Below are 13,219 nucleotides of genomic sequence, written 5' to 3'. Positions count from 1 at the left end.
GGAACCTACGATCTAGTCCCACCTTCTGAGCAATTTTTCTGATCAGGCAGAATTGACGGCGTAATTGCCCGATATTTGATCGTTTATCACCGTCTGCATACCGATTTCTCAGCATGCAGACGGATTTATTCTACGCTCGTAGCATCTGATCCACGCGAGCAATGTTCGCCAGAGCAAACAGCATCGCTAACTTACTGTCGTTCTTCATCAGCCCACGATAGCGAGCCTTGGTAAAGCCGAACTGGCACTTAATAATCCTGAACGGGTGTTCAACTTTAGCCCGGATACTGGCTTTCAGATACTCAGTTTTTAGCTGAACCTTATTGATACGCGGATGCTTCTTCAGCTCTTTAACCTTGCTGGGGATCTCAGCAACGTGCCAGTCAGCCTTCACATCTTTAAGCTCTTCACGATGCTCTGCACCACGATAACCACTGTCTGCGAAGATAAAGCCCTCCTCTCCGTGAAGAAGCTGTCCAGCCTGATTGAGGTCATGCTCATTGGCGGCAGTGGTCGTGAAGCTGTGCGTCAGTCCGGTTTTAGCATCAACACCGATATGGGCTTTCATTCCGAAATGCCATTGATTCCCTTTCTTAGTCTGGTGCATTTCAGGATCACGTTCACCGGCTTTGTTCTTAGTGGAGCTAGGAGCTTCGATAATCGTCGCATCCAGCAATGTTCCTTCTTTTACTAGCACGCCAGCTTCGTTCAGCCAGGTGCTAACCTCTTTGAAAATCTTTCGTGCCAAGCCATGCCGCTCTAACAAATGGCGGAAGTTCATGATGGTAGTGTGATCAGGTATTGATCCATCCAGAGATAAACCAGCAAATAGCCGCATGGAGGCAATTTCATAAAGTGCATCCTCCATGGCTGGATCGCTCATGCTGTACCACTGCTGCATACAGTGGATGCGCAACATGATTGGTAATGGATAAGGCCTACGGCCGTTACCGGCCTTTGGATAGTGAGGCTCAATCACTGACTCCAGTCGCTGCCAGGGAATCAGTTTTTCCATGCGGCCGAGAAACTTCTCTTTGCGGGTTTGGCGACGCTTGTTGTTGAACTCGCTGTCAGCGAAGGAGAGTTGGTGATCCATAGATAGCCCTCAGCACATCAAAGTGCAGATTCTCTCATACTGAGGGACTTAATCGCATGTTCCTTAATGGATGCGTATTGGAAGCCAGAATATCTGGAACACCATGTGCAACAGCTATATCTAAGACACCCATCAAATCAGGATGGCGGGTAATGTTTTCGGACAATACCAGCGCATCAATATAGGCCAATGGAAAACCATTTTCACGCAAATCACTGACTGTTATTCGTCCTGAAACAAGTTCCGTACTTCGCTTAATCGCCTGAGCCATAAAACCCTCACTACTGCTGGTTTTTGACGAATCATTATCCACTGTTATTACGACCGGGGCTCGTTCGGTGCAATAATGATCCAATATCACCTCAACAAGTTGAGGCTGTGCATTTACTTCACAGATAACCGCTTCGGTTTCTTTCCATGACTTAGTAATATCATCAGTAATGAGGTCAATACCGGCAATATCGAGACCTATTACTTCTGCAGCCTCGATACAAAGCTCAACATTGTCCGGGTGAATATCCTCGGTAAAAGGTACCGAACTCCCTCCTTGAGACCAATTTGAAGTTCGCGTTAAACGGACTGTCTCGCCGTTAGCTGGTACAGTCGACAAGGATCTTCCTGTGAGCTGGAGAAAATAAATAAGCTCACTGTTAACTGCAATTGTTTTCAGAGCACTGAAATCTGAATCCGAACGTTGATCACTATCATTTAATTCTGCGACCAACATTTCGATCGTCTTCTTTCCATCTCCAGTAACTACCGGGTAGATCCGCTGACGAATAGCAATAATATTGCCTTTTGTAACTTCTACACGAAATGAGTCTCCGGGTATGTGTTTTTCCAAAATAACACTTTTCGAATGTTCCAATACCAAATCAAAACAGTGCCCTAAATCCTTTTCGGAGAAGATTCCGGGATACACGCCCCGACCGTTATCAAGACTGGCAGGTTTAATAACAACCGGATAACCCATCTCCGCTGCTTTAAGTTTCGCCATTGCAAGATCTAATACATGAACCTGTTCAGCGACAGGCAAACCTGCCATTTTCAACAGGTTATTAGATGTCATTTTATTTCGCGCTATATTTGAACCAATTAACGAAGTTTCATCACTAAAACTACTCATGAACCGTCGCGAACCTTTGCCATAGCCATACTGAATGAGGTGGCCAGGGAGAAGCAGGTATGGAATCTGATGTTCATAAGCCCAGCGAACAAAATTTATGGGGTTATAGCCCTTAAGAGAGTACGAATTAAGTGATTTGATGGCTGATTCCACTTCACTTGCAATGATATGTTTATCACTACTATCAGGCATACTTTTTTGGCATTTATCTTTAAAGTTTAATATCCACCTCACCGTTTCGATTCCTAATCTGGGCAATAGTGTCGGTAGAGTCATCCTGACTATTTTCTTACCATCTTCAGATGTGCCATTGACGCTTACGCTGGCATGCTCCATCACCAGGTCTCCAGCCGCTTGTTGAAGAGCCGCTGCAATTAATGACAGGATTTGAAGACTGGCAATACCATGATTGGCGTGCAATGAATCAGGTACTAATCTTGAGAATTTATCTATTGGCAGATGAGGTTTAAGTAGGGAATAAATCTGATACATCAACGGATCATCCTTGCCGTTTTCATCAATCAATGCATCCAGATTAATCTGCTGTTGACGTCTAGCGTGAAAATATCCCTTAGCAGGAGCGGCTTTTATCAGTGTGAAGCCGACATTAGAAGTTGAAACCTGCTTCTTTTTCATAACTAATCGTACCCTTAATAATCATGCAATGCTTTACGGTCTAATGACTAACTATTCAAAACAGCCTGTCGCGCTGCAAACTTATGATTCTTGTGTTTTTATGACTAATGAATACCCATGATCACAGTTCGCTGTTATGACTGAAACAGCTAAGAGGCCTAAACTAAATAATCAAGAGATCGTGAACGGTGATGATTAATCATTGGGCTCGACCTCCATGTTCACTTTACAAACTCCCCTTAGAACCATGGCCAAGCAAGAAACACTTATGCCAAGCCAAACAATAATGGAATAAAACAATGGGTAGAAGGGAAGCAGAATTCTAAATGCCTAAAAAGCAGCCTCCCTTACCTCTAAAAGCCGCCCTCTTTTTTGCCTAAACCCCAGTTCCCTTCTAAAGTTTTATTAACAGCAACTCATAGTTGAACGATAATTCCTTATTAACAAACAGATATAGATACCTGAAAGGGCCTTTGGGTGTTTAGCTCTTAATATAATAAGAACTTTATGAGCGCCATACCCTTACACTCAAATAGCCGTAAAACAATTCTCGAGCTCCAGCAGGAGAACGAGAGGTTACGCGATTTCGCCGAGCTCTCATCTGACTGGTTTTGGGAACAAGATAGCAATCTCCGCTTTGTTGAGTTTTCCGGCACTGGCATCGATCGAATCAACCGCAGCCGTAGCGATTTTATTGGCAAAAAGCGCTGGGATATGCCTATAAGCTCCTCCTCATATCAGGACATGCTAGAACATAAGGCCTGCTGTGAAAAACATGAACCATTCATCGATTTTCAATATGACATCTACGATGCATCAGGAAATTTGCAACGCTATTCTGTAAGCGGCACACCTATATTTGATGAACAGGGTAAATTCAGTGGCTATCGAGGAATCGGTACTAACATAACTGAACTGCAAAGGGCTAAAGCTGCATTTAAGGAAAGCCAGCAACAACTAGCACAGATCATGGTTGGCAGCCCTATCGCCAGCTTTGTGATTGATTCTAACCACACGATTACTCATTGGAATAAAGCCTGTGAAGTGCTCACAGGCATCACTGCACTGGAAACCATAGGTACTAAAAATACCTGGGCAGGCTTCTACGACAAACCACGCCCGGTAATGGCCAATCTAGTATTAAGTGGTGCTCTCAATGAGGATATAAAACGCCACTATGGAAATAAATTCCGGCCGTCGGCTTTGATTCCTGGCGCCTATGAAGCCGAAGACTATTTCCCCCATATGCATAACGGGCGTTGGCTGTTCTTTACCGCCGCCCCCTTATTGAGCGAAGACGGCGCGGTGCTTGGCGCGGTAGAGACCCTACAGGACATTACCGAGCAGAAGCAGCAGGAAGAACATATTATCCATCAGGCTCATTTCGATAGCCTGACTAACTTACCCAACCGTTTTCTGGCTTTGGACCGACTTAATCTTCTAATTGAAGAAGCCAAAAGAACTGCAAAGAAAATCGCAGTACTTTTTATTGATCTGGACGATTTCAAGAAGGTAAACGACACTCTCGGTCACGCCCTCGGTGATGAACTCTTAATCCAATCAGCCACAAGATTGCGATCCACTATTCGCAGCAGTGACACTATCGGGCGACTGGGTGGCGATGAATTTATTGTTCTGATTAATAACTTAGAGCATGAGGTGGACGTCCGCCCCATAGCAGAAAATCTGCTGGAAAGTTTCCGTGACGTTTTCAAACTGAAAGGGCGTGAACTTCTACTCACTTCAAGCATTGGAATATCTATCTATCCGAACGATGGCGAAGATCCGGAAACTCTTCTGAGAAACGCTGATTCAGCGATGTACTTCTCTAAGAACCAAGGGCGTAACGCCTATCACTTCTTCACTGAAGATATGAATAAAGGGATAGAGAGGCGACTACAAATAGAAGAGCAGATGCACGGCGCACTCAGCCGCAATGAATTTTGCCTGAACTACCAACCTGTCATAGAAGTAGAAAGCGGAAGAGTGATCGGTGCAGAAGCATTGTTACGCTGGAACAACCCCGTACTGGGGCAGATAAATCCAGATGAGTTTATTCCTATTGCAGAACAGAGTGGTCTCATTGTACCGATTGGATACTTTGTTCTGAACGAGGCCTTGAAAACCACAAAGCTCTGGATGGATAAATTTGAGCGCAGTTTCGAAATAGCAGTAAACCTCTCTCCACTGCAGTTCAGAGATCCCACTCTGATTCAACAGATAAACAAAGCTTTGGATACTCACCGAGTACCCGGGCACAGCCTCAATCTAGAAATCACAGAAGGCGTATTACTCGGTAATCAGCAAGCGGTTAAAACTGCGTTCGCTGATCTCAGCGAGCTGGGAATTCAGATATCCATGGATGACTTTGGAACAGGCTACTCATCTCTAAGCTATCTGCGCAACTACCGTTTCCACACCCTCAAAATTGACCGTAGTTTCATGATGGATTTTGAAACGGATAGTAACGTTCCCGCACTGATAGAAGCTACCATTGCTATGGCTCACGCACTCGATGTAGACGTCATTGCCGAAGGAGTAGAAACCCAGAAGCAATGCAGTTACTTACAAAGTAAAAACTGTAACTACGCCCAAGGCTACCTGTTCAGCAAGCCAGTTAGTGCTAATGACTTTGAAGACTTGCTGACGTAACAGATCTTCAGAGAGAAACGAATCAGGAGCGTTTCAGCTTTAGTACCGGCCTCTTCGGTTTATTCACCGGATCAGGAAGCCTTTTACTACTCGACTTAGAAGTTCTCGAAGAAGTTTGTGATGCTGCATAATCGATCCCCTCTCGAATCATTAATGCTAGCTCCGGAGCAGACAGTCCATTGTCACCTTTGATGGAAAGATTCATCGGGTTGGAGAACGTCCCGTCCACAACCTCAATCGACAGACCAGATTGATGCACAACCTGCTGTCCTTCGACTGACCACATATCTTTTATCTGCCTTATCAAATGCAATGACAAGTGAGATCATACAACGAAAAATAAGGGTTTTCATGTATATCAATAAAACATGGTAAAAAGTATTAGGGCATCACCCTAAGAAAAAACGGAATTGTTCATTTGCTTAGCTATTACAGCTATTATAGGGGCCTGCTTTAGTAAAACTCTTGGATTAAGATGAATTGGATACTTGAAAATAATGGATTCATCATTGAAGCCATCATTATGGGTATCATAATTATTTATATCGGCCGGAAAATCTGAAACACCTTAGCGGCAGAACCGTAAGCTTTTTTATCAGGATGCAGTACATGGAAAACCCATACTGGAAAGCTCTCAAATATTCTATAGTAACCTTAGTTCTTAGCAGTCCTATACTGCCCTACCCGGCCTATGCTTTAGATGATGAACTTCCTGGCTTCACTGAAGAAGATATTTTTATCGATATACCGCAGGTTATTTCTGCAACATACCTCCCACAAAAGCTTACTGAAGCGCCTGCATCGATCACCATTATTGATCAAAAGACAATCAAAGCATCAGGTGCACTAAAAGTTTCAGATCTGTTTCGCCTAGTTCCAGGCATGCAAGCCTTCGATGTGCACACCAACAAACACGGTGTGACTTATCATGGTATGTCCAATGATTTCCCAAACAAACTGGAGGTCATGATCAATGGTCGTACTGTCTATATCCCCCTGCTTTCAACTGTAATGTGGGAAACCTTGGGAGTCTCTGTGCATGATATCGACTATATAGAAGTTGTCCGGGGCTCGAATGTACCAACCCAAGGTTCAAATGCATTCTTAGGTGCTATAAATATTGTGACTCGTGCCCCTTTCGCAGACTTAAACTCCGAATTAAGAACAACTCACGGAGCCCTAGGAAGCGAATCCTATTCAGTTCGGCATAGCTCAAGTACTGATACTATGAATTACACTTTAAATGCAGGCTACCATCAGAATGATGGTATTGACCGCTTTGAGGATGCCGGACAAAACAAGTATATAAATTTCATGTCATCTTTTACGCCTAACCTAACTGACACTATTGAACTTCAGTTAGGAGCCAGCAAAGGTTATGCCTATAGAGGAGATGGTGATAGTGAGACTGCCGACGAGGCCGGTTTCGTTCAACGCGACCATGACTCTAACTATCAGATGATTAATTGGCACAGGGTAAGCGAAGATAACAGCGAGTTCAGCCTTAGCTATTATCACAACTACTTGAACCTTGAAGTCCCTACATATAGTGATGATGAGCTGCAATTGTTACTTGAAAGTGCGTTTGGCCCCCTCCCTCAAGGCGTAGGAGCTCTAACCAACCTTCTTAACCCTACAGGAATATATAAAGATACCGAACACGGCAAAATGGATCTCCATGATATAGAGTTCCGTTATAATGCCAGCATCAGCGACAATTCATCATTTATTCTAGGTACTGGAGCCCGCTACCAAAAGGTCTTCAGTGAAGCACTCCTAGCAGATAACACTGATTGGGTGGATGAGAATCGCTTCCGCCTATTTGGCAACTGGGAGTATAAGCATGGCTCCAACTGGGTTTTTAATACTGGAGCAATGCTGGAAAATAGTGACATCTCAGGTAGCGCCTTTTCTCCGCGCATCGCAGCCAACTATCTGATTGATAGTAGTAGTTCAATCCGAGCATCGTTCACTAAAGCTAAAAGACTTCCTTCCCTTTTGGAATTAGGGGTAAATAATAAAATTGTTTTTCCTCTGGGAGCCGGTACTGACATAAACGCGACTTCTAACTATGACTTGGATCCAGAAGAAAATGACTCTTTTGAGATAGGTTTCATCAAAATCTGGCCAAAATATAATACTCAATTTGACCTTAAAATCTTCCAAGAAAAGATCAGCCAGGGTATTGATAGCCTATTTTTCATAACCCCTGAAGACACTTTCATAGGCAACCCAGGTAGTGCGTCCACAAGTGCAAATATTGCCCAGTGGCGCAATAAAGGTTTCGAGTTCCAGTTAAAATCTGAACTGCCAACCTCATTCCCCTCCAGTGTGATGTTGAATTACGGTTATAACAATACCAAGGGAGAGCGGCACCGGGGTCAACGCAGCTTAACAGCTCAACCTGACGCCGATAGTTTGGACACCCGGTCCCCTAGACACACTGCATCGGTTCTATTAAATACCCAGCCAGTAAAAGATATTTCACTAGGGCTCGCACTCTACTATTTAGATCACACAGAGTGGTTAGAAGGCTACAGCAAGGGTTCACCCCGTAACAATTACACGCGCACGGATTTAATTTTCGGTAAAGATTTTCTCTTGGACGAAACGAACAAATTGGAAATGACGTTCATTGTTCAAAACCTGTTTGATAAACGTTATTCAGAATTTTATAGATACAACGATTTTGACCGAAGAGCTTATCTACAGCTTAAACTAACTTATTAAGATGAAGAAAAACTGCAATGGATTGTAGAAGTGTCAAACAAGAATTATAAACGATATGAAGGCTGCCAGTTGAGGCTAATGCCTTTACTCGGTTTAGTACTTAGCTTCATTTTATCAGCAACTCCGGTTTACGCTGAGAGCCTGATTGTGCTCAGCCGGCAGCTCGATAGTTATCAGACGGTAGCAGAGAGCATCGCTGCTACTCTCGATGCCCCGTCAAGAATAACGACTCTTTCAGAATTAGAAACAGATGGTTTCAACACCTCCAACTTCGAGGAGGTGGTGGCCATCGGTTCCAAGGCTGCTGACAAGCTTTATTCATCGATACCCGCTGAGCAGAAGCTATATGCCAGCTTCCTTCCTCGGCAGACATTTCTTGCCCTATTAGATAAATATAAAAACCATACTCGGACCAGAAAAAAAACCATTACTGCCATTTTCCTTGATCAGCCCTATTCTCGACAGCTATCACTAGCACGCTTAATAGTGCCACAGGCAAAAATAGTGGCTACAGCACTAGGCCCGAACTCTAAAAACGATTTACAACTATTGGAAAACGCAGCCGATACAAATAATTTTTCTCTAAAGTATGAAACCCTCGAAGAGACGGATAACCCAATCCACAAGCTGCAACCATTAATTCGTGGGGCGGACCTGTTCTTATCACTTCCTGACAAATCTGTTTTCAACCGCACTACGGCCAAGTGGGTACTCTACATATCCTTCAGGCAACGAATTCCGCTGATAGGTTTCTCTAAAAAGTATGTTGATGCAGGGGCGCTTGCTGCTGTGTATTCAACACCTAAAGGTATTGGTAAACAGACCGCTGAGCTTGTAAATAAAACCACTAGCAGCAAAACATTACCGGCTGGGCAGTATCCTGCCTATTTTTCGGTAGCTACCAACCCTACAGCAGCGAAATCATTAAAAGTTCAGCTACCATCAGTAGACTCTATTAAAGCGAAACTCATGGAGCTTGAGAAATGAGTGGTTTCACGCAGGGTATCAGGCAGAGAGTTCTGGTTATTACTCTGCTTCCTTTGCTAATGATAACCCTGCTGCTGGGTGGTTACTTTATCAACACCCGTCTTGACGATGCTCAAAGCGCCCTCCTAGAAAAAGGCAGGATTATGAGCCAGATGATGGCTTCATCTGCAGAATTTGGACTTTTAACAGGCAATACTGAAATCCTTCAAGGCTTAATCCGCTCTTCAGCTAAAGCAGATGAAGTAGATGACGTTATTTTCCTTAATCCCTCATTCCAGATTCTTGCCAGGGGGCAGGAAGGGAAGCCGCCACTCAATAAAGACGCGGGATACCCTTTATTCAAAAATAATCAGGTTTATTTCCTTCACCCAGTAGTTGCGACCGGTGTTGATGTAATAGATAACCCTGACTTTGTTACAGAAGAAACTGAACCGGAGTTTATCGGCTGGGTTGTAATCATTCTTTCAGAATTGCCGACCCAGCAAAGGCAATTTGAAATTTTAAGCAAAGGTATTTTCCTCGCTTTAGCAGGTCTTTTGGTTACATTCTTTATCGCCTCACGCTTTGGCCAACGCATCACTAACCCTGTACTAGGTTTAACTCACGTTGTAGAGATGCTGCAACATGGCCACCTAGAAACAAGAGCCAGTATTTCCAGCACAGGAGAACTGCGTTCACTGGCTCAAGGGATCAATAAGCTTGCACAGAGAGTACAGGAGTCCAATCAATCACTGGAAAGTAGAGTCGAAAAATCGACCAAGCGCTTACGCTCAACATTAGTCCACCTGGAAAAACAGAATCAGGCATTAGACAAGGCACGAAAAAGAGCGGATAACGCCAATCAGGCAAAAGATGAGTTCCTGGCACGTATGAGCCATGAGCTGAGAACCCCCCTCACCTCAGTCTCAGGATTTACCCGCCTACTAGATCAAACTGAGCTCAGAGACGATCAGAAAGAATACACACGCATTATCAATCTCACTTCCGGCTTACTGCTTTCCATTATTGATGACATACTCGATTTCTCGAAACTTGAATCAAACGCCATAGAGCTGGAACACATACCTTTTGAGTTTGAAAGCTGCGTCATGGATGTCATGGAGATGCAAACCGCAACGTCGCATGAAAAGGGCCTTGAACTCATCCCGGTTATCGCTCCAAACACGCCTAAATATCTAGTGGGAGACCCCGTCCGTATGCGCCAGATCATCACTAATCTGGTCAGTAACGCGGTGAAATTTACAAAGTCAGGACAGGTGTCTGTTACAGTTACCAGCAAGAATCACAGCTCTATCGATTGCGAATTGCAAATAGTCGTTGAAGATACCGGGGCGGGAATTCCGCCTGAACGCGCTAAAAACCTATTTAAAGCCTTTAGCCAGGCAGATACATCAATCACCAGACAATATGGAGGCTCCGGCTTAGGCCTAGTAATCGCCAAACGCCTGACAGAATTGATGGCCGGGTCCATCAGATTGGAAAGCGAAGAGGGTAAAGGAACACAAGTTTTCCTCAACATTCCATTTGCTGCGAGTACACGTCAACGGACCCGACCAAGAAACAGAATCGACACTCTCATAATTTTCGATCGCAACCCAATGATCCGGGCAGGATTAAAAAACCAGCTCATAAACATTAGTGATCACTTAATAGAAGTCGATAGCTATGCAGCACTCAGACTTGAGAACGAAAAACACAGATTGGCTCCAGTCATATGGGGAGTAAATGCCAGTGCTCGAGATTCTGATGATGTTGAAGCTATTCAATCCATAGCCGATAAAACAAGCGGACCAATCATCGTACTTAGCCCAAAACCCCTACCTCTACCCCGCTCATCACAACTAGTTCAGCTGCGGAAACCTGCTAGAACACAGCTGCTGTATAATGCGTTAACCCCTGAAGCCTACAAGCTACCGGAAGAACAAGAATCGAATCACACCAACATTCACACCGAAGCCAAAGTACTCGTAGCTGAAGACAACGACTTCAACCGCCTGCTTATAAAACGCATATTGGAACAAAGTGGCTGCGAAGTTATTGAAGCAGCAACCGGTGAAGAGGCTGTAGAGCAAGCCTTATCGCTAAGGCCCGACATCATCCTGATGGATGTGCACATGCCTGTTATGGATGGAATAGAAGCAACCGGGAAAATCCGCATATCCCAACACGAAACACCTATTATTGCGCTAACTGCAAATGTGATATCTAGCGAACATCAGAAGTTGATTAAAGCTGGGGTAAACCACGTTCTACTAAAACCGATCAATGATCGTGAACTATGCCACATAATAGAACAGTTCCTCTCTAACGAAGACCCTTTCCCTCTACCTGCTGCCGCTCGTGAAGAAACTACTCAATTATCACAGTACGATATCAGTAATGATGAGCTGAGTAGTGAACTGCATAAACAACTTGAAGGTATTATGAATGGATTTAATCAATCCGATGTAAAATTGATGCGCCATCACAGCCATCAATTAAGCGGTCTTGCCGGGCTTTATGAGATTCCAGAACTAGAAGTATCGAGTCATAACCTACATGAGGCATTAGTCTGCGGGGATATGAAATTGATTTGGAAAGAACTTTGGCAGCTAAAACGCCTTATTGAGCACGAACAGTATCAGCACTCAGAACCACTTTGAGCCAGGTTCTTCAGCGATTAACGTCTCTAAACTCATCATAACTTCTCGCAATCTTGCCTGACCTCTCTTATCGAGAATAGCACCATTAATCCCTTCGCCTGCTGCTGGAGTCTGATCATCACCGAATGCTATAACTAGACAACGCTGCCTTATATTCTCCAAAGCCGGGTCATTAGATATAGGAAGAGAAAGGAAAAGCTCCCAGCGCTCTACACTGGCGTTCTTATTAATCACATCGCCCAGAAGTTGAAGAATATCAGTTCGGGAAGGGCGATAAGCAGGAGTTTTTCCAAAAGCGAAGGCTAACGCAACACCGATAAGGACAAAAAAGCTTATAAGAAAAACAACAACAAATTCCATAACATCAGTGTAGCATTGTGTCGAAATCGTAGTTCGCCAGACGTTGTGCAGCCACTTCGACATCTTTGGCAAACTCAGATTCAACTTTTGCCATCTCTTTTTTGTAAGTCCACTGCTTCTGTTTGGAAAGTTTCTTCCACTCTTCTTTTATAGGTATATGCTCAGTTCGCTTATAAACCTCATAAATCACAGAAAAGTCTGCGTGCTGAAGCATATGAGGAGCCAAACTTTCTAACAATGCAGTAAGGCGCATACAGGCTTCAGTGTATGTAAGCTTTTCATCATTACCCACCGCTTTAGATATAACCTGAATACTCTCTATGAGATACGCCCTTTTTTCCTCGTAACGTTGTCGTACCTTCTCATCTTGAAGTTCCTGTTCTGCCTTAGCATTTTGGATAGTTGAGTGATGTTTTCGGATATAAAAAAGTGATACAGCACAAACTACAATTCCGAAAGCAATTAATAGATAGATAACATCCTGAGACATATGAGAAAAAACCCGTTAACCTACTGTAATTAAATTAGACAATACAGATATATGAAAATTCTAAATGGGCCGCCAAGTGTAGGCGATATGATCAACGAATTATACCTGATACCTACAGGAATCAGTGCTAAAGAAGCTGCTGAGCTTTGCCAGATAGAGTTTGATCTGTTTCAGAAAATACTCTCAGGTGCAGAACCTATAGGTTATGAGCTCGCCTATAAACTATCTAAAGGTTTCAACACTACACATAATTTCTGGCTGAATATTCAGAAGGATTATCAAGATTCTCTGGATAAAGTCTTATGAGGCAGCACGCTTCGCTACGAGTGGCAATAAGGCTGCTTCGCAGCTGCTAGGGACGAGGAAAAGCAGTATAACCTCAATGTCTTGAACTACTGAGGCTGAGAGTGATTAGCTACATTGTTCTGACTACACTGCTCTACCTGTGGGAGCGGTGTCCTCACCGCGATGTTTGTTGAGGTAGTGATAGCTTAGAGTGG

At 43.8% G+C, this 13,219-nt stretch carries 10 protein-coding genes; 5 read left to right on the top strand and 5 right to left on the bottom strand.

Going from position 1 to position 13,219, the window contains the following annotated elements; all coding sequences use genetic code 11:
* Window positions 1-130: 130 nt before the first annotated feature.
* Entirely contained in the window at window positions 131-1,096 is a 966-nt protein-coding gene (locus GY843_RS12550) for an IS5 family transposase (RefSeq protein ID WP_297310150.1), read from the bottom strand.
* Window positions 1,097-1,130: 34 nt separating this feature from the next.
* Window positions 1,131-2,858 carry a hypothetical protein gene (locus tag GY843_RS12545; protein WP_297310149.1) on the bottom strand — a complete coding sequence of 576 codons (1,728 nt, stop codon included), beginning with the start codon at window positions 2,856-2,858 and terminating at the stop codon, window positions 1,131-1,133.
* A 507-nt stretch (window positions 2,859-3,365) separates the two neighbouring features.
* Here GY843_RS12545 and GY843_RS12540 point away from each other — a divergent pair.
* Entirely contained in the window at window positions 3,366-5,510 is a 2,145-nt protein-coding gene (locus GY843_RS12540) for a bifunctional diguanylate cyclase/phosphodiesterase (RefSeq protein ID WP_297310147.1), read from the top strand.
* 22 nt (window positions 5,511-5,532) lie between these two features.
* On the opposite strand, the gene GY843_RS12535 is transcribed toward GY843_RS12540, so the two are convergent.
* Window positions 5,533-5,796, bottom strand: coding sequence for a hypothetical protein (locus GY843_RS12535; RefSeq protein ID WP_297310145.1), 264 nt, complete (start codon window positions 5,794-5,796; stop codon window positions 5,533-5,535).
* A 323-nt stretch (window positions 5,797-6,119) separates the two neighbouring features.
* Here GY843_RS12535 and GY843_RS12530 point away from each other — a divergent pair, with 323 nt between their 5' ends.
* Genes GY843_RS12530 through GY843_RS12520 form a run of 3 tightly spaced genes read left to right on the top strand, consistent with a single transcriptional unit; the run spans window position 6,120 to window position 11,869 of the window.
* Entirely contained in the window at window positions 6,120-8,240 is a 2,121-nt protein-coding gene (locus GY843_RS12530; protein ID WP_297310143.1) for a TonB-dependent siderophore receptor, read from the top strand.
* Between the two features lie 30 nt (window positions 8,241-8,270).
* Window positions 8,271-9,227 (top strand): ABC transporter substrate binding protein, encoded by a 957-nt coding sequence (locus GY843_RS12525; protein WP_297310141.1) that lies wholly within the window; start codon window positions 8,271-8,273, stop codon window positions 9,225-9,227.
* Complete coding sequence (locus GY843_RS12520) at window positions 9,224-11,869, top strand: ATP-binding protein (RefSeq protein WP_297310139.1); 2,646 nt, start codon at window positions 9,224-9,226, stop codon at window positions 11,867-11,869. The genes GY843_RS12525 and GY843_RS12520 overlap by 4 nt, the downstream gene beginning before the upstream one ends.
* Here GY843_RS12520 and GY843_RS12515 read toward each other — a convergent pair.
* Together GY843_RS12515 and GY843_RS12510 are read right to left on the bottom strand one after the other, a co-directional pair.
* The gene (locus GY843_RS12515; RefSeq protein WP_297310137.1) at window positions 11,855-12,229 is read right to left on the bottom strand and encodes a hypothetical protein; all 375 of its coding nucleotides are present in this window, start codon (window positions 12,227-12,229) and stop codon (window positions 11,855-11,857) included. The genes GY843_RS12520 and GY843_RS12515 overlap by 15 nt on opposite strands.
* A 4-nt stretch (window positions 12,230-12,233) precedes the next feature.
* Complete coding sequence (locus GY843_RS12510) at window positions 12,234-12,719, bottom strand: DUF2489 domain-containing protein (protein WP_297310135.1); 486 nt, start codon at window positions 12,717-12,719, stop codon at window positions 12,234-12,236.
* A gap of 51 nt (window positions 12,720-12,770) precedes the next feature.
* Here GY843_RS12510 and GY843_RS12505 point away from each other — a divergent pair, with 51 nt between their 5' ends.
* Window positions 12,771-13,025, top strand: a complete 255-nt coding sequence (locus tag GY843_RS12505; protein ID WP_297310133.1) for a HigA family addiction module antitoxin — start codon at window positions 12,771-12,773, stop codon at window positions 13,023-13,025.
* Window positions 13,026-13,219: the final 194 nt, after the last annotated feature.

Origin of the sequence: Neptuniibacter sp. (assembly GCF_024231755.1) — a bacterium.
Classification (GTDB): domain Bacteria; phylum Pseudomonadota; class Gammaproteobacteria; order Pseudomonadales; family Balneatricaceae; genus Neptuniibacter.
This window is presented reverse-complemented; position numbering and strand designations above follow the sequence as displayed.